The sequence below is a fragment of the Terrabacter sp. P5_B1 genome (assembly GCF_056400505.1).
This window is the reverse complement of record NZ_JBFULD010000010.1, coordinates 1-16,504: the sequence shown is the minus strand read 5'-3', so window position 1 is coordinate 16,504 and position 16,504 is coordinate 1. Positions and strand designations below refer to the sequence as shown.

Here is a 16,504-nt window from a genome sequence, read left to right as displayed (position 1 = left end):
GACGAGTAGATGGCCAGCGGTAACGCCATTCGTGGAAGCCGGGTCGGCGCCGGCCCGATGGGCGAGGCAGAGCGTGGTGACTCCGCCCCTCGCGTGCACATCTCCTACTGGTGCGCCAACGGGCACGAGACGCGCCCGAGCTTCGCCGAGGAGCCCGGCATGGTCCTGCCCGACACCTGGGACTGTCCGCGCTGCGGCCTCCCCGCCGGACAGGACAAGCAGAACCCTCCGGCAGCGCCGAAGGTCGAGCCCTACAAGACGCACCTCGCCTACGTGAAGGAGCGCCGCAGCGACGCCGACGGCGCCGCGATCCTCGACGAGGCCCTCAGCACCCTGCGCGAGCGCGGCCTCATCCAGTGACCTCAGCGGCCGTCCCCCGGGGGCGGCCGCACGACGAAGGGCCCGGGATCTCCCGGGCCCTTCGTCGTACCACGCGCCGACCGACGACGTATGCCGTCTGCCGACGTCGACCTGCCTAGCCGAGTCGCGAAGCCGCCGGGGCATCGACGAGCCACAGGGTGGCGTCGCTGCCGCGAGGACCGGCCGCCGGGACGTCCCACCGGTCAGCCTCCGGAGCGAGGGCGGCCTTCACCGCGTCGGCCTTGTCGTCGCCGGCGACGAGGAACCACACCTCGTGGCTGCGCTCGAAGCACTCGAACGTCAGGCTGACGCGATCGGGTGGCGGCTTGGGGGAGTCGTGCACGGCCACTGCGATGGCGTCGGTGACCCGCTGGGCGGCGTGGTGCGGGAAGAGCGACGCGACGTGCCCGTCGGGACCCACGCCGAAGAGCACGACGTCCCAGGCCCCCTGGCCGTGCTCCCGGATCGTCCGGGCGTAGGCCTCGGCGCTGGCCTCGGCGCTCTCGGACGTGTCCGGTCCGGCCACCCGGTGCACCTTCGCCGGGTCGAGACCCAGCGCGCCGAGGCCCGCCTCGTCGTTCTGGGTGTCGTTGCGGTCGGGATCGCCGGCCGGGAGGTAGCGCTCGTCACCCCACCAGACGCGGACGCGCGACCAGTCCACGGCCGAGCGGCCCGGCGTCGCCAGGACCGAGGCGATGATCGCCGAGCCCATCGACCCGCCGGTCAGGGCCACCTGCGCCTCCGGCTGACGGGTCTGGGCGTCGACGAGCGCCGTGACGAGCCGGGCCGCGGCGCCGTCGGCGAGGGCCTGCTTGTCCGGATGGACGACGACCCGGGGCTCGGCACTCACGAGGACGCCGTCCCGGCGGCGCTCTTCGGCGTGGCCTTGGCGGCGGTGGCCCGTTTCGCCGTGGTCCGTTTCGCGGTCGCTCGCTTCGCCGTGGACGTCGCAGCCGAGGCGGCCGCGGTGGCCTTCTTCGTCGTCGTGGCCTTCTTCGTCGTCGTGGCCTTCTTCGCTGCGCCCGTGCCGTTCGAGGCCGCCTTCTTGCGGGCCTTGTCCGACTGCTTCTCGCGGGACGTGCGCTTGCCGGCGAGCTTGCGCGCCGTCGCCGTCCGGACCTCCTCGGTCTCGGCGTGCTCGGGTGCCGGTGGCGCGGCGRTCATGGCACTGGCCTCCTGCGCCGACTCGTCACGGCCGAGGCGGGCGGCGAGACGACGCGACTCTGCGGGGTCGGGCGCCTTGCCGGCCTTGGCCGCCGCCGCGGCCGTGAGACGCACCGGCTGAAGGGCGCCGAGACCGTGCAGGATCGCATCCTCGTAGGCATCGTCGGGGTCGAGGCGACGGAGCTCGTCCGCCAGGCACTCCGGGAGCTCGCGGCGCGGGAGACTGATGCGCCGGTCCGGCTGGCCCGTCTGCGACAGGGTCGCGACGACGTCCCCCGGGCGCACGAGGTCGATGGGGCCGCTCTTGCGCTCGAGACGCACCGAGGCGATGCCCGAACCGCGCGGTGTCGACACCCGGTGAACGGGCACGCGGAGCCGGCGCGAGAGCCAGGCCGCCAGCAGGTCGGAAGACGGGGAGTCGGGGGCGCCGCTGACGACGGCGCCGGTGATGGGCTCGTACGGCGGCTGGTCGAGCGCCGCTGCGAGCAGGCCACGCCAGCGGGTGATACGCGTCCAGGCGAGGTCGGTGTCGCCCGGCGCGTAGCTCGCCGCCCGCTTCTTCAGCATGAGCCGGGGGTTCCGGTGCTGGGCCACGTCGGTGATGCGACGCTGGGCCATCGCGCCGATGGGATCCTTGCCGACGTCGGCCGGTGCCTCGCCGGGCCACCAGGCGACGATGGGGGAGTCGGGCAGCAGCAGCGGCACGACGACGCTGGGGCCGTGGTTGGCCAGGGCGCCGTAGAGCCGCAGCACGACGATCTCGCTCGCTCCGGCGTCCCCACCGAGGCGGATCTGGGCGTCCAGGCGGTTCTTGCCGCGGCGGTCGCCCGCGATGACGACGATGATGCGACAGGGGTGCTGTCGGCTCGCCTGGTTGGCGACCTCGATGGCGTTGCCGGCGTCGGTGTCCTCGACGACGACGACGAGCGTCAGCACACGCCCGAGCGCCAGCGCGCCCACCTCGTTGCGCAGGCGCACCAGGGTCTTGCTGATCCCGGTGGTGGTGGTGTCGGTCAGGTCCCGGATCACGGCATCCTCCACGTACGTCCATCGCGTTCGAGCATCCGGTCGGCCGAGGGCGGTCCCCACGTGCCCGCGGGGTACTGCTCCGGCTTGCCCGACTTGGCCCAGTGCCTCATGAGCGGGTCGAGGATCCGCCAGGACGACTCGACCTCCTCGTGTCGGGGGAAGAGCGGCGGGTCGCCGAGGAGCACGTCGAGGATGAGGCGTTCGTATGCCTCGGGCGAGGCCTCCGTGAACGACGAGCCGTAGCCGAAGTCCATCGTCACGTCACGGACCTCCATCTGCGCCCCGGGCACCTTGGAGCCGAAGCGCAGTGTGACGCCCTCGTCGGGCTGGACGCGGATGACGATGGCGTTCTGGCCGAGCTCCTCCGTCGCGGTGTGCTCGAAGGGAAGGTGTGGCGCCCGCTTGAAGACGACCGCGATCTCGGTGACCCGCTTGCCGAGGCGCTTCCCGGTGCGCAGGTAGAAGGGAACACCCGCCCACCGACGGGTGTCGACCTCGAGGGTCACCGCGGCGAAGGTCTCGGTGACCGACGTCGGGTCGACGCCCTCCTCGTCGAGGTAGCCGACGACCTCCTCCGCGCCCTGCCAGCCGGCGGCATACTGCCCGCGGGCGGCTCCCTTGTCGAGGTCCGCAGGGAGACGGACCGCGGAGAGCACCTTCTCCTTCTCCGCGCGAAGGTCCTTGGCGTCGAAGGAGACCGGCTCCTCCATCGCCGTCAGCGCGAGGAGCTGGAGCAGGTGGTTCTGGATGACGTCACGCGCTGCACCGATGCCGTCGTAGTAGCCCGCGCGGCCGGCGATCCCGATGTCCTCGGCCATCGTGATCTGCACGTGGTCGACGTAGTTGGCGTTCCACACCGGCTCGAAGAGCTGGTTGGCGAAGCGCAGGGCGAGGAGGTTCTGGACCGTCTCCTTGCCGAGGTAGTGGTCGATGCGGAAGACCGAGTCGGGGGGGAAGACGCTCTCGACGATCTCGTTGAGCACCTGGGCGCTCTTGAGGTCGTGGCCGAAGGGCTTCTCGATGATGACCCGTCGCCAGCTGTCACCCTCGGCGGTGGTCAGGCCGCACCGCTCGAGCTGCTCGCACACGGTGGCGAAGAAGCCCGGCGGGATGGAGAGGTAGAAGGCGTGGTTGCCACCGGTGCCACGATCCGCGTCGAGCTCCGCCACCGTCTTGGCGAGCAGGTCGAACGCCGCGGGGTCGTCGAACGTGCCGGGCACGAACCGGAAGCCCTCGGAGAGGTTGCGCCAGACGTCCTCGCTGAAGGGCGTGCGGGCATGCTGCTTGACGGCGTCGTGGACGACCTGGCCGAAGTCCTGTGTCGCCCAGTCGCGGCGGGCGAAGCCGACGAGCGAGAAGCCCGGCGGCAGCAACCCGCGGTTGGCGAGGTCGTAGATCGCCGGCATCAGCTTCTTGCGGGCGAGGTCACCGGTCACCCCGAACAGCACGAGTCCACAGGGTCCCGCGATGCGGGGGATGCGCTTGTCCTCGGCCGTACGGAGCGGATTGTGACCGTGCGCGATCCGCGCGGGACTCATGCACGCCCTCCTGCCAGCAGCACCTCGCGCAGCTGCGCGAGACCTGCGTCGTGGTCGGTCAGGTGCAGCTGGAGCACGGGACGACCGTGGTCGGCGAGGACCGCGGCGTCGCCGCCCGCCTGGGAGGCGATGAAGTCGCCGAAGGTGAACTCACGTCCGGGTATCGAGAGGTCCTCCTTCGGGGCGGTGGTCACCTGGACGTAGACGCCGACGGCCGGGCCGCCCTTGTGGAACTGACCGGTCGAGTGCAGGAAGCGGGGGCCCCAGCCGAACGTCGTCGGACGCTCGGTGCGTCGCGCCAGAGGCACCCGGCACTCGGCCAGGTCGGCGTCGGCGAGCCGGTCGAGGTAGGCCATGACGGAGACGTAGCCGCGCTGCGGGTCGAGCTGCGCGAACAGGGCGTCGAGGGCCTCGGGCACGGTCCGGGCGTCCCCCAGCCAGCCGTCGGGGCCGCCCAGGGTGCGGATCTCGATGGCCCCGTCCGTCGCGGCCGGGTCGGCGGTCGCGGCGGTGCCCTGGTCGAGCAGGGCACGAGCAGCCTTTTTGGCGCTCTCGACGTCGGGCTGGTCGAACGGGTTGATGTCGAGGAGGCGACCGGCGACGGCCGTCGCCACCTCCCAGAGGAGCAGCTGGGCACCGAGGGCGCCGCCCACGCGTACCTCCGACGCGACGTCACCTCCTGGTGTGAGCTCGCTGTCGGCGGACACGAGACGCGCCACGGTGACGTCGGCCGCCGGCCAGGTCACCTCGGGGTCCTCGTCCCCCCCGACGACGACAGGCAGCACGCCGGTGCCGTTCTTGCCGGTGGACTCGGCGATGAGCTGCTCGGCCCAGTCGGCGAAACCGGCGATGCCCGAGCCGTCGTCGACGAGGACGAGCTTGTCGCGCAGCGGCTCGGTGCCGCCCATGGCGGCTCCGAGGCGCAGGCCCGGGTTGGCGTCGTCGTCGCTCGCGAGCACGTCGGCCACGGACTCCGCCTCGTCGAGCAGCGCCTCGACGTCGACCCCGGCGAGGCCGCTCGGCACGAGGCCGAAGGCGGTCAGGGCGGAGTAGCGACCCCCGACGTCCGGGTCGGCGTTGATGACGCGGTAGCCCTTGGCGCGCGACTCCTCGTCGAGCGGGCTGCCCGGGTCGGTGACGATGACGATGCGCGACGCCGGGTCGATGCCGGCATCGGTGAACGCCTGCTCGTACGCGCGGCGCTGCGAGTCGGTCTCGACCGTGGAGCCGGACTTGCTCGAGACGACGACGACCGTGTGGTCGAGGTCGTCGCCGAGGGCGCGGCGGACGTAGTCGGGGTCCGAGGAGTCGAGCACGACGAGCGGCTTGCCTGCCGTCGCGCAGATGACCTCCGGCGCGAGCGACGACCCGCCCATGCCGCAGAGCACGACGTGGTCCAGGCCCTGCTCCGCGAACGAGTCGCGCAGGGCGGCGATCTCACCGACGAGGGGGCGGGACGAGCGGGGGAGACCCACCCACGACAGGCGGATCCGCGACTCGGACTCGGCGCCAGGACCCCAAAGGGTGGGGTCCTGGGCGAAGAGCCGGCTGGCGACGGAGTCCTCGACGAGGGTCGGCACGTGCCTCCCGATCGCGTCCGCCGCTGCTCCTGATGCGCTGACGGACAGCGAGCTCATGCGGTCACCTTCTCCATCTCTGCCGTGACGCCGTCGAGCAGCTCCCCCCACGCCTTCTCGAACTTGTCGACGCCCTCGGTCTCGAGCTGCTCGACGACCTCGTTGTAGGAGACGCCGACCCCTTCGAGGTCGTCGATGAGGTTGCCGGCGAGCTCGTAGCCGCCGGTCACCGTGTCGCCGTGGATGTCACCGTGGTCGGCGGTGGCCTCGAGCGTCGTGCCCGGCATCGTGTTGACGACGTCGGCCGTGACGAGCTCGGTGACGTACATCGTGTCGGGGTAGGCCGGGTCCTTGACCCCGGTGGAGGCCCACAGCGGGCGCTGCAGGTTGGCGCCCGCCTCGGCCAGCGAGGCCCAGCGCGGCGTCGAGAAGACCTCCTCGAAGGCCTGGTAGGCGAGGCGTGCGTTGGCGAGACCGGCCTTGCCCCGGAGGCCGCGGGCCTCGTCGGTGCCGATGGCATCGAGGCGCTTGTCGATCTCGGTGTCCACGCGGGAGACGAAGAACGAGGCGACCGAGTGGATCTTCGACAGGTCGTGGCCGGCCGCGTGCGCCTTCTCCAGCCCCTCGAGGTAGGCGTTCATGACGGCGCGGTAGCGCTCGAGGGAGAAGATCAGGGTCACGTTGACACTGATGCCCTCGGCGATGGCCGCCGTGATGGCCGGGAGCCCGGCCTTGGTGGCCGGGATCTTGATGAGGACGTTCGGACGGTCGACCGCGCCATGCAGCTCCTTGGCCTGCTCGACGGTCTTGTCGGTGTCGTGCGCGAGGCGCGGGTCGACCTCGATGGAGACGCGACCGTCGACGCCCTTGGTCGACTCGTAGAGCGGGAGGAAGAGGTCGCAGGCGCTCCGGACGTCCGACGTCGTGAGCTCGTGGACGACCTCCTCGACGCTCTTGCCGTCCCTGGTCAGGGCGGCCAGGTCGTCGTTGTAGCGCTTGCCCTTGGACAGGGCGGCCTGGAAGATCGACGGGTTGGAGGTGAGGCCGACGACGTTGCGCTCGGTGATGAGCTCCGAGATCTTGCCGGTCTCGATGAGCTCGCGAGACAGGTCGTCGAGCCAGATCGAGACGCCTGCGTCTGAGAGCGCCTGGGTGTTCGGGTTGGTCATGCTGGTCACTTCCCCTTGCTCGTAGCGGATGCGGCTGCCGCGCCGGCGGCGTTGCCGCTGCCGGTCCGTGCGTCACCACCCATGACGTCGGTGGACGCGCTCTGGGCGGCGCGGGCCGGGTTGGTCTCGGTGACCCCCGGGGCCCTGGTCGCGGAGCCCTTGGCAGCCTTGATGGAGTCCTTCGCGGCCTTGACGACCGCGTCGGCGGTGAGGCCGAACTCGCGGTACAGGGTGGCCTGGTCGGCGGAGGCGCCGAAGTGCTCGATGCTGACGATGCGCCCGGCGTCGCCGACCACGTCGTGCCAGCCCATCGAAACCCCCGCCTCGACGCTGACGCGGGCGCGGACTGCCGGCGGCAGAACCTTGTCCTGGTAGGAACGGCTCTGCTTCTCGAACCATTCCCGGCACGGCATCGACACGACGCGCGTCGACATGCGGGACTTCTCGAGGCGCTCGGCGGCCTGGACCGCGAGCTGCACCTCGGAGCCGGTCGCGACGAGGACGACGTCGGGGTCACCGGCACGCGACTCCTGGACGAGCACGTAGGCGCCCTTGGCGACGCCGCTCGTCTTGCCGTACTTCCTGCGGTCCCACGTCGGCACCGGCTGGCGCGTCAGGCACAGCGCTGCGGGGCCCTCGCCGTTGGTGAGGATCTGCGCCCAGGCGGCCGCCGTCTCGTTCGCGTCGGCGGGACGGACCACGTCGAGTCCCGGGATGGCGCGCAGGGCGGCGAGGTGCTCGATCGGCTGGTGGGTCGGGCCGTCCTCGCCGAGTCCGATGGAGTCGTGCGTCCACACGTAGGTCACCGGGGCCTGCTGGATCGCGGCCAGTCGCACGGCGGGGCGCATGTAGTCGGAGAAGACGAGGAACGTGCCGCCGTAGGGACGGGTGAGGCCCTCGAGCGCGATCCCGTTGAGGATCATGCCCATCCCGTTCTCGCGGATGCCGAAGTGCAGGGTGCGGCCGAAGGGACCGCCCTTCCACTCGCGGGTCTGCTTGCCCTTGGGGATGAAGGAGGGCTGACCCTCCATCGTCGTGTTGTTGGACTCGGCGAGGTCGGCCGAGCCGCCCCACAGCTCCGGCATGACGTCGGCGAGGGCGGTGAGCACCTTGCCGGACGCGGCGCGCGTCGCGACGCCCTTCGCGTCGGCCGGGAACGTCGGCAGCGCCTTCTGCAGCCCCGCCGGTGCCTCGCCGGCGAGGATGCGGTCGAGCAGGTCCGCGCGGTCGGGGTTGGCCTTGCGCCACGCCTTGTATGCCTTGTCCCACTCGCGGTGGGCGACCTTGCCCCGCTTGACGACGTCGCGGGCGTGCTTGAGGACGGCGGGTTCGACGGCGAAGTTCTTCTTCGGGTCGAAGCCGAGCAGCTCCTTGGTGGCCTCGACCTCCTCGTCGCCGAGGGCCGAGCCGTGGGACTTGCCGGTGTTCTGCTTCGTGGGCGCGGGCCACGCGATGATCGTGTGGAGCACGACGAGGGTCGGCTTGTCGGTGACCTTGTCGCCGGAGCGGATCGCGGCGAGGAGCGCGTCGACGTCCTCGACGTAGGTCGCGCCGTCGGCGTCCTGCCGCCAGTCGACCTCGACGACGTGCCAGCCGTAGGCCTCGAAGCGTGCGGCGACGTCCTCGCTGAACGCGATGTCGGTGTCGTCCTCGATCGAGATCTGGTTGGCGTCGTAGACGACGGTGAGGTTGCCGAGCTCCTGGTGGCCGGCGAGCGCGCAGGCCTCGTGGGAGACGCCCTCCTGCATGTCGCCGTCGGAGGCGATGACGTAGACGTGGTGGTCGAAGGGGCTCGTGCCCGGCTTCGCGTCCGGGTCGAAGAGGCCGCGCTGGCGGCGCTGCGCCATCGCCATGCCGACGGCTGACGCGAGGCCGGAGCCGAGCGGGCCGGTCGTGATCTCGACACCGGGGGTGTGGTGGACCTCGGGGTGTCCGGGCGTCAGGGAGCCCCACGTGCGCAGCGACTTGAGGTCGTCGAGCGAGAGCCCGTAGCCGCTGAGGTAGAGCTGGATGTACTGCGTCAGGCTCGAGTGGCCGCAGGACAGCACGAACCGGTCGCGTCCGAGCCAGGTCGGGTCGGACGGGTCGTGGGTCATGACGTTCTGGTAGAGCAGGTAGGCCAGCGGGGCCAGGGACATGGCCGTACCGGGGTGGCCGTTGCCGACCTTCTGCACGGCATCGGCAGCGAGCAGTCGGGTCGTGTCGACCGCGCGCACGTCGAGGTCGCTCCACCCGGCCTTCCTCGCCACCGGCAGTGGCAGACCCGGGTCGCGCTGTGCCAGCAGGCCCTTCGTCTTCGCCGTCCGCGTGGTGGTGGTTCTGGTGGGCTTCTTCGCCTCGAGGGCGGTGCTGGACGCAGCAGTGGGCACGGAACGGTTCTCCTTCAGCAAAGGGGTTGATCACGTACGGCCACGAGCCTAGTCCCCGCGCTGTGACGGACGACACCTCGCCCGGTGGCCGGCACCGCGGCGTGCCGACCGTCCTCGGCGACGGTCTAGACTTGCGATCGCAATGCTCACGTACCCAAAGGGGTCGGAGCGACGTACCAGCGGTGAGGATCTTCGTGACAACGGTGGACCCCCGCGCCGATCTCTCGGCGCTCCACGGTCCGGACGGCAGCGGGGTGAAGTTCCTCGTCGGACAGTACGTCTCGCTGATGAAGCCGCGGATCATCGAACTGCTCCTCATCACGACGATCCCCGTCATGTTCCTCGCCGAGCAGGGCGTGCCGGACCTCTGGCTCGTCGTCGCGACAGTCGTCGGCGGCACGCTCTCGGCGGGCGCTGCCAACACCCTCAACTGCTACATCGACCGCGACATCGACGCGATCATGCACCGCACGAGCCGACGCCCGCTCGTCACCGGCACGGTGAGCCCYCGCGGCGCTCTCGTCTTCGGCGTCGCGCTGACCGTCGTCTCGACGGTGTGGCTCGGGCTCCTCGTCAACTGGCTGAGCGCCTGGCTCGCCCTCGGCGCACTGCTCTTCTACGTCTTCGGCTACACCCTGCTGCTCAAGCGCCGCACCGCGCAGAACATCGTGTGGGGTGGCGCGGCGGGGTGCATGCCGGTGCTCATCGGCTGGTCCGCCGTCACCGGTTCGCTCAGCTGGTCGGCGTTCATCCTCTTCCTCGTGATCTTCTTCTGGACGCCGCCGCACTACTGGCCGCTGTCGCTGCGCTACAAGGACGACTACGCCGCGGCCCACGTGCCGATGCTGCCGGTCGTCGAGCGCTTCGTCGTCGTCGCGCGGCAGGTCGTCGTCTACTCGTGGGCCATGGTGCTGACGTCGCTGGCGCTCGTTCCCGTCCAGCACGTCGGCTGGGTCTACACCGCTGCCGCGATCGTCGCCGGGGCGCTCTTCCTGACCGAGGCGCACCGGCTTCTCGCCAGGGCACGGGCGGGCGCGGCCGAGGACGTGCTCAAGCCGATGCGCCTGTTCCACTTCTCGATCACCTACCTCACGATCCTCTTCGTGGGCGTGGCGCTCGACCCCATCTGGCACCTGCCGCTGCCGTTCTTCTCCTGAGCGAGACCCAGACCGCCACGCACCAAGCAGCGCGCTCAGGACGTCGGCGTGCCGTTCTCGAGGTAGAGCGTCCCTCCGGCGTGCCGGTGCAGGGCCGTGAGGAGCCGCTCGTTGTACGGCGCCACGTGTCCGGGCCAGTCGCCGGGGCCGGTCCAGTGGACGTCGCGGATCTCGCGTTGCTGCAGGTGTGCCCGCTCGATGACGGCGGGGTCGACGGTTCCGAGGTCGAAGACGAAGACCGTGGCGTCGGCCCACCCGTGCAGGGCCGGCAGCCAGTTGACCGCGAGCAGGGGGCCGGCGCTGACGACGAGGTCCAGCTCCTCCCGGACCTCGCGCACGACGCAGGCGGCCGGGGACTCGTGCCGGTCGACGACGCCGCCCGGCAGGTCCCACTCGCGCTTGTAGACGAGCTCGCACAGGAGCACGTGACCCGAGCCCGACCGCAGGACGCCCTGGGCGATGGCCCGCTTGGTCGGCAGGGTCGAGTCGAGCATCGCCGTGAAGCCCTGCTGCGTGTCCGGCAGGGCGTCGTCGCGGCGGCGGCCGAGCACCACGGTGTCCTGCCGCACCCCGGCAAGCGTCGCGTTGCCGCGCAGCTGCCCCTCGCGCCGCAGGCCCGCCCGCAGCGCGGTGCGCACCGATGCCCGGTTCTCGGGGTTGACGTGCGCCTCGACGCGTTCGAGGGCAAGCGCGTCGAAGGCCCACTCGACGAGCACGCGCACCGCCCGCGACGCCAGCCCCTGCCCGCGGAAGGGCGCGTAGACCGCCCAGGAGAGGACGCCCACGCCGGGGTCCTGCACGCGGACGTCCACGGTGCCGGCGGCGCGTCCGCGCCACTCGACCAGGTAGGTGACCCTGGTCCGTTCCGCCCACTCGGACCGGGTCCGTTCGATCCAGCCGCGATGCTCGTCCGCTGACGGTCCGACGGCCGGGAAGTCGAACCAGCGGGCGATCTCGCGGTCGTGCAGGGGGCGTGTGACGTCGCTGTCGTCGAGCGTCCACGGACGCAGCACGAGCTCGCCCTCGCGGAGCGTCGGCTGGTCGGTCACGACCACAGCCTAGGGAGGTCCTGGCGTCAGTCGGGTCAGACGGGGTGGCGCCTCGTCGAGAGGACCCCGAAGGTCAGGGCGACGGCGAGCAGGCTGGCGCCGAGCATGTGGACGAGGACGAGGAGCTCCGGAAGCTTCGTGAAGTACTGCACGTAGCCGATGAGGCCCTGCGCAACCGTCACGAGCAGCACCATGGTCCAGGCCCGACGCGCCTCGTCGGTCGTGGCGCTGATGCGCACCGCGACGAGGGTGGCGATGACGAGTCCGCAGAAGAGCATGACGGCATCGGCGTGCATCCACGACACGAACCGTGGGTCGAAGCCGGTCCGTGCCGGCCGGTCGGCATCACCGGAGTGCGGTCCGGAGCCGGTCACGATGACCCCGAGGAGCAGCACCACCGCGCCGACCGCGCTCGTGCCGAGCGCCAGGGTCCGGGCGAGCGGGTGCACGACGAGCTCGCCCGGGCCCGACATGTCGTCGCTTGCTCCACGCACGAGCGCCGCCGACAGCGCGACGAGGACCATGGACAGCAGGAAGTGCGGCATGACGCTCCACGGGTTGAGTCCCGTGAGGACCGAGATCCCGCCGAGCACGGCCTGCGCGGGGATGCCGGCGAGGACGCCGACCGCGACGAGGTGGAGGCGACGACGCTGCGGCCAGCGGGTCATGACCACCCAGAGCGAGACGAGCGCAAGGACGCTCACGACACCGGTCAGCGTCCGGTTCCCGAACTCGACGAGGTCGTGGTAGGAGCTCGCCGGAGTGCGGACCGGCGTGAAGGAGCCGGGCTGGCACTCCGGCCAGGTGCTGCACCCCAGCCCACTGCCGGTCAGGCGCACGATGCCCCCGGTGACCACGATGCCGACCTCTCCGACCAGGTTGGCGAGCAGGAGCGGACGGACCCAGCGCGCCGGGACGGCAGGAAGGTGACCCGCCGCCCGGGCGAGACGGCTCGTGCCGGTCGCGCGGTCGACGTGGGTCACGGTAGGTGTGGAGGACACCCCGCAAGGGTATGCCGCCGGGCGCGGTGCTCTCGCATCACCCTGGGCCGCTCGGGACCGGTCTCCGACGCCTCGGACGGCCGGTCAGGCGAGGTCATGCCAGACCACCTGCGAGCCGGCGTGGCCGGCCACGACGACCGTCACGACCGCGGAGACGGCCGTAAGCACGACGAGCGTCCCGGCGAGCAGCCCGACCGCGTGACCGCGGGGCGACTCCTCCTCCGGCGGCCGCACGAACCAGAGCGCGGCGAGGGTGAGGACCATGAAGAGGAGACAGAAGAGCCGGGCGCGGTCGCCCCAGGCGACGTGGGTGCTCAGCAGCTCGAAGTCCGTCGTGCCGGAGCGGACCCGCGACACGCGGCGCTGCAGGGCCTCACCGCTCTCGGCCGCGACGAAGGCCGAGGACCCGGAGATGACGGCGCCGGCGGCGGTCGGCCAGCGCAGCGCGCGCCGCCAAGCGGGCCGGACGACGTAGGCGACCGCCGACGCTGCCGACAGGGGCACGAGCACGACGACCGCATGGACGACGAGGGCATGCATCGGAAGACCCAGGATCTCGTCGAACACATCGCCTCCAGGCCGGTCGGGTCGTCGGTGTCGAGCGGTCCGGTCAGTCTCGTGCGTTCAGTCGTCGAAGCGGAAGAGACGCGCCGCGAGGACCGTGGCGACCAGTCCCCAGGCGACGACGACACCGAGGGCGGGCAGGTTCAGCCGTCCGTCCACGAGAGCCGAACGGAGGCCGTCGGCCAGGCCGGCGGAGGGCAGGTAGGCAGCGACGTGGGACACGCCGGGCGGCAGCTCCGTGCGTGGCACGATGACGCCGCCCAACCCGAGGAGGAGCACCCACACGAGGTTGGCGATAGCCAGCACGGCCTCGGCCCGCAGGGTCCCGGCGAGCAGGAGGGCCAGGGCCACGAAGGCCCACGTGCCGACGACGACGAAGAGGACGGCATACGCGATCCCGGACGTCTCCGGTCGCCACCCGAGGACGAGGCCGAGGACGGCGATGACGCCGATCTGCAGCACCTCGGCGGCGAGCGTGGCCAGCACCTTGGCGGCGACGAGGCCCCCGCGGCCGAGGGGCGTGACTCCGAGGTAGCGCAGCACCGCGTAGCGACGGTCGAAGCCGGTCGAGATGGCCTGCGCCGTGAAGGCGGTCGAGATGACGCACAGGGCGATGACCCCGGCCGTCGCGACGTCGATGCGGGTGCCGGGGCCCAGGCTCGGCGAGGTGGTCATGCTGAGCCCGATGAGCGCCATCGTGGGCAGGACCAGCGAGACGAGCAGCTGCTCGCCGTTGCGGAGCAGGCTCCCGACCTCGAACCCGGCCTGGGTGAGGATGCGGCGTCGCTGCGTCGCGGCCCGGGGGGTCGTCGACGTCCTGGGGGTGGTGGGGGTGGTCACGCGGCTCCCTTGCGGGTCAGGCTGAAGTAGACGTCCTCGAGGGAGCGGTTGCCGGTCACCGATCCCGGTGTGCCCTCCGCGACGGTGCGTCCGCCGTTCATGATGACGAGGTGGTCGGCGAGCCGCTCGGCCTCCTCGAAGGAGTGGGTCGTCACGACGACGGTGGTGCCCGCGTCGCGCTGCTCGGCCACGAGGTCCCACACGTCGAGACGGCCGTGCGGGTCCAGTCCGGCCGCGGGCTCGTCGAGGAAGAGGACCTCGGGGCGACCGAGGAGCGACGCGGCGAGCGCGAGGCGCTGCTTCTGGCCCCCGGAGAGCCGGCGGACCGTCGTCGACGCGAAGTCCGTGACGCCGAGCCGGCGCGCGACCGAGTCGACGTCGACGGGGTCGGCGTAGAGCCGGGAGAGGTGGTGGAGCAGGCGCAACGGCTTCGTGCCGTTGGGCAGGCCACCGGCCTGCAGCATGACGCCGACGCGGGCGCGGTGGTCGGCGCTCGCCTGCCACGGGTCGGTGYCCAGCACCCGCACGGTGCCRCTGTCGGGACGGCCCAGCCCGACCGCGCACTCGATCGCGGTCGTCTTGCCCGCCCCGTTGGGCCCGAGCACCGCCGTGATGCGTCCGACCGGCGCGCTCCACGTCAGTCCGTCGAGGGCCGCGACCTGACCGAAGGTGCGGTGGAGGTCGGACAGTGTCACCGCAGCGGTCATGGCTCATGAGTCTAGGCTCGGTCCCGACGACCCCGGCCATCGCACCTCGGTCGCCGCCGGCGTACCCCCTACGCTCTGCGACCACCGCCCATCCTCTCGACCGACCGACCACTCGACCCTGACGGAGAGCCCACCCGTGAAGATCGACCCAGCCGCCAAGCCCTTCACCGCCCTGGCCGCCGTGCCCACGGTGATCGCCGCGCTGGCCCGCCGACCGCGTACGACCGCCGCCCTCGGCCTGCTTACGGCAGGGGTGACCCTCTTCTTCCGCGACCCCGACCGCACCCCGGACCGCACACCGGTCTCCGACCCGGGCGTCGTGCTCGCACCCGCCGACGGCATCGTCATGCACGTCGGGGAGCCCCAGGCGGGCATCGCACCGCCCGGTGAGTGGCAGCAGGTCAGTATCTTCCTGTCGCTGCTCGACGTGCACATGAACCGCTCGCCCTACGGCGGCCGGGTCGTGGACGTCACCCATACGCCCGGTCGGTTCCTCGCGGCGTACCGTGCCGACAGCGCCACGAAGAACGAGCGCAGCGAGATCATCGTCGAGCGTGTCGTCGACGGACAGCGACGCCGCGTCATCTACCGCCAGCTCGTCGGACAGCTCGCGCGCCGTATCGTGACCCGGATCGAGCCGGGCGACGAGATCGCCACGGGCGCCCGGATGGGACTGATGAAGTTCGGTTCCCGCATGGACGTCTTCGTCCCGCCGGAGGTGCAGCTCGAGGTGTCCAAGGGCAAGCACGCCATCGGGGGAGAGACGGTGCTGGGTCGTTTCCCGGCGACGGACCTCTCGTGAACGGCGACTCGGCACCCGAGGAGCGACCTCGGCGGCGTGACCGCGTGGGCCGGCGGATGAGGCTGGTCTCGGCCACCGGCGCCCGCGTCATCCCGCTCGACCGGCTCAACCCGCGCGTCCGCGCCCGGGCCACGCTGCCGAGCCTCTTCACCCTCGGCAACATGCTCTGCGGGTTCTCGTCGGTGCTGCTGTCCTTCCAGGGCCACTTCCGTGCGGCAGCGGTCCTCGTCGGGATCTCGATCGTCCTCGACATCTGCGACGGCGCGGTCGCCCGTGCCGTCGGGGCGATCACCCCGTTCGGCCTGCAGTTCGACTCGCTCGCCGACCTCATCTCGTTCGGGATCGCGCCCGCCGTGCTCGTCTACACGTGGGCGCTGCCGGCCTATCCCGTCTGGGCCTGGGCCGGGGCGATGTTCTGGCTGGCCTGCGCCGCCTACCGTCTGGCCCGCTTCAACGTCACCATCGACCCGTTGGCCGACAAGCGCTACTTCGTCGGCCTCGCGAGCCCCGGTGCGGCCGGCGTCGTCATCTCCACCGTGCTCGCCATCGGCGACCCGCTCTACGACTGGGCGCCGCTCGTGCCGGTCGCGGCAGGCGTCGTGCCGGCCGCGCTCATGGCGTCCTCGTTCCGCTTCCGGTCCTTCCGCGACCTGCTCTCGCCCCGGCACCTCCGGATCACGGTGCCGCTCGGCGTCGTCATCGCGCTGGGACTCGCGCTCTTTCCCGGTGCGACAGGCATGGCGCTGGCCTACGGCTACGTCCTCACGTGTCCGCTCGGGTGGGTGACGGCGCCGCTGCGCCGCCGCTGGTTCGGGGAGGACGCCGTCGCTCCGCCGCGCACCCGGATGCCGTCCGTCATCATGCCCCCCGACTCCGACGACGACGCAGAAGACGACGCGGACGACGATCTCGACGACGGGCCCTGCCGGTAAGGCCGTCCTAACTGGAGCGGGCGGCCCATTTACGTCACAATGGTGTGGTGTTTATCGGAGAGCACGCCCCGCGTGAGACGAAGGCCGGCGAGGACGTCCAGCACGTCTCGCCGCTCGAGTCCCGCACGCGCTCGCGGGTGCTCCACATGGTCTCGGCCGACGGCCCGATCTCGGCCGCCGAGCTGGGGCGCCACCTCGACCTGACGCCGGCCGCGGTCCGCCGCCATCTCGACGCCCTCGTCGAGC

16 protein-coding genes are annotated in these 16,504 nt (G+C 71.7%); 5 read left to right on the top strand and 11 right to left on the bottom strand.

Annotation, left to right across the window (positions count from 1 at the left end; all coding sequences use genetic code 11):
* Positions 1-9 precede the first annotated feature (9 nt).
* The gene (locus AC1DP0_RS01820; protein WP_442278081.1) at positions 10-360 is read left to right on the top strand and encodes an RNA polymerase-binding protein RbpA; all 351 of its coding nucleotides are present in this window, start codon (positions 10-12) and stop codon (positions 358-360) included.
* Positions 361-475: 115 nt separating this feature from the next.
* Here AC1DP0_RS01820 and pgl read toward each other — a convergent pair whose 3' ends face one another.
* From pgl to tkt, 6 genes are read right to left on the bottom strand one after another with little or no spacing between them, the layout of a single operon-like run.
* Entirely contained in the window at positions 476-1,210 is a 735-nt protein-coding gene (gene pgl / locus AC1DP0_RS01815; RefSeq protein ID WP_478082191.1) for a 6-phosphogluconolactonase, read from the bottom strand.
* On the bottom strand, positions 1,207-2,553 hold the full coding sequence (locus AC1DP0_RS01810) for a glucose-6-phosphate dehydrogenase assembly protein OpcA (RefSeq protein ID WP_478082190.1): 1,347 nt from the start codon (positions 2,551-2,553) through the stop codon (positions 1,207-1,209). Before AC1DP0_RS01810 ends, pgl begins: the two co-directional genes overlap by 4 nt.
* Positions 2,550-4,091, bottom strand: a complete 1,542-nt coding sequence (gene zwf, locus AC1DP0_RS01805) for a glucose-6-phosphate dehydrogenase (RefSeq protein ID WP_478082189.1) — start codon at positions 4,089-4,091, stop codon at positions 2,550-2,552. The genes AC1DP0_RS01810 and zwf overlap by 4 nt, the downstream gene beginning before the upstream one ends.
* A complete protein-coding gene (locus tag AC1DP0_RS01800) occupies positions 4,088-5,728 on the bottom strand; it encodes a glucose-6-phosphate isomerase (RefSeq protein ID WP_478082188.1) in 1,641 nt (546 codons plus the stop codon). Before AC1DP0_RS01800 ends, zwf begins: the two co-directional genes overlap by 4 nt.
* Positions 5,725-6,837 (bottom strand): transaldolase, encoded by a 1,113-nt coding sequence (gene tal / locus AC1DP0_RS01795; protein WP_478082187.1) that lies wholly within the window; start codon positions 6,835-6,837, stop codon positions 5,725-5,727. The genes AC1DP0_RS01800 and tal overlap by 4 nt, the downstream gene beginning before the upstream one ends.
* 5 nt (positions 6,838-6,842) lie before the next feature.
* Positions 6,843-9,206, bottom strand: a complete 2,364-nt coding sequence (gene tkt, locus AC1DP0_RS01790) for a transketolase (protein ID WP_478082186.1) — start codon at positions 9,204-9,206, stop codon at positions 6,843-6,845.
* A 182-nt stretch (positions 9,207-9,388) separates the two neighbouring features.
* On the opposite strand from tkt, the gene AC1DP0_RS01785 reads away from it, so the two are divergent.
* Positions 9,389-10,363 carry a heme o synthase gene (locus AC1DP0_RS01785; RefSeq protein ID WP_478082185.1) on the top strand — a complete coding sequence of 325 codons (975 nt, stop codon included), beginning with the start codon at positions 9,389-9,391 and terminating at the stop codon, positions 10,361-10,363.
* 35 nt (positions 10,364-10,398) lie between these two features.
* On the opposite strand, the gene AC1DP0_RS01780 is transcribed toward AC1DP0_RS01785, so the two are convergent.
* The 5 genes from AC1DP0_RS01780 to AC1DP0_RS01760 form a co-directional block, all read right to left on the bottom strand.
* Positions 10,399-11,412 carry an NUDIX hydrolase gene (locus AC1DP0_RS01780; protein ID WP_478082184.1) on the bottom strand — a complete coding sequence of 338 codons (1,014 nt, stop codon included), beginning with the start codon at positions 11,410-11,412 and terminating at the stop codon, positions 10,399-10,401.
* A 35-nt stretch (positions 11,413-11,447) separates the two neighbouring features.
* A complete protein-coding gene (locus tag AC1DP0_RS01775; protein ID WP_478082183.1) occupies positions 11,448-12,413 on the bottom strand; it encodes a COX15/CtaA family protein in 966 nt (321 codons plus the stop codon).
* Between the two features lie 84 nt (positions 12,414-12,497).
* Positions 12,498-12,980 carry a DUF2231 domain-containing protein gene (locus tag AC1DP0_RS01770; protein ID WP_478082182.1) on the bottom strand — a complete coding sequence of 161 codons (483 nt, stop codon included), beginning with the start codon at positions 12,978-12,980 and terminating at the stop codon, positions 12,498-12,500.
* A 57-nt stretch (positions 12,981-13,037) separates the two neighbouring features.
* A complete protein-coding gene (locus tag AC1DP0_RS01765) occupies positions 13,038-13,817 on the bottom strand; it encodes an ABC transporter permease (protein ID WP_478082181.1) in 780 nt (259 codons plus the stop codon).
* Positions 13,814-14,524 (bottom strand): ABC transporter ATP-binding protein, encoded by a 711-nt coding sequence (locus AC1DP0_RS01760; RefSeq protein ID WP_478082180.1) that lies wholly within the window; start codon positions 14,522-14,524, stop codon positions 13,814-13,816. Before AC1DP0_RS01760 ends, AC1DP0_RS01765 begins: the two co-directional genes overlap by 4 nt.
* A 136-nt stretch (positions 14,525-14,660) precedes the next feature.
* Here AC1DP0_RS01760 and AC1DP0_RS01755 point away from each other — a divergent pair, with 136 nt between their 5' ends.
* From AC1DP0_RS01755 to AC1DP0_RS01745, 3 genes are all read left to right on the top strand, one after another.
* Positions 14,661-15,326 carry a phosphatidylserine decarboxylase gene (locus AC1DP0_RS01755; RefSeq protein WP_478082179.1) on the top strand — a complete coding sequence of 222 codons (666 nt, stop codon included), beginning with the start codon at positions 14,661-14,663 and terminating at the stop codon, positions 15,324-15,326.
* Positions 15,327-15,382: 56 nt separating this feature from the next.
* Positions 15,383-16,258: a CDP-alcohol phosphatidyltransferase family protein gene (locus tag AC1DP0_RS01750; protein WP_478082178.1), complete on the top strand. Its 876-nt coding sequence runs from the start codon at positions 15,383-15,385 to the stop codon at positions 16,256-16,258.
* Between the two features lie 47 nt (positions 16,259-16,305).
* The coding region (locus AC1DP0_RS01745) for a helix-turn-helix domain-containing protein (RefSeq protein ID WP_478082177.1) at positions 16,306-16,504 on the top strand (199 nt) is incomplete at its 3' end.

What these genes read in the sequence shown, in the direction of transcription:
- AC1DP0_RS01800 (WP_478082188.1), bottom strand. Translation starts at nt 5,728, where the DNA reads ATGAGCTCGCTGTCCGTCAGCGCATCAGGAGCAGCGGCGGACGCGATC.
- tal (WP_478082187.1), bottom strand. Translation starts at nt 6,837, where the DNA reads ATGACCAACCCGAACACCCAGGCGCTCTCAGACGCAGGCGTCTCGATC.
- AC1DP0_RS01750 (WP_478082178.1), top strand. Translation starts at nt 15,383, where the DNA reads ATGAGGCTGGTCTCGGCCACCGGCGCCCGCGTCATCCCGCTCGACCGG.
- AC1DP0_RS01820 (WP_442278081.1), top strand. Translation starts at nt 10, where the DNA reads ATGGCCAGCGGTAACGCCATTCGTGGAAGCCGGGTCGGCGCCGGCCCG.
- zwf (WP_478082189.1), bottom strand. Translation starts at nt 4,091, where the DNA reads ATGAGTCCCGCGCGGATCGCGCACGGTCACAATCCGCTCCGTACGGCC.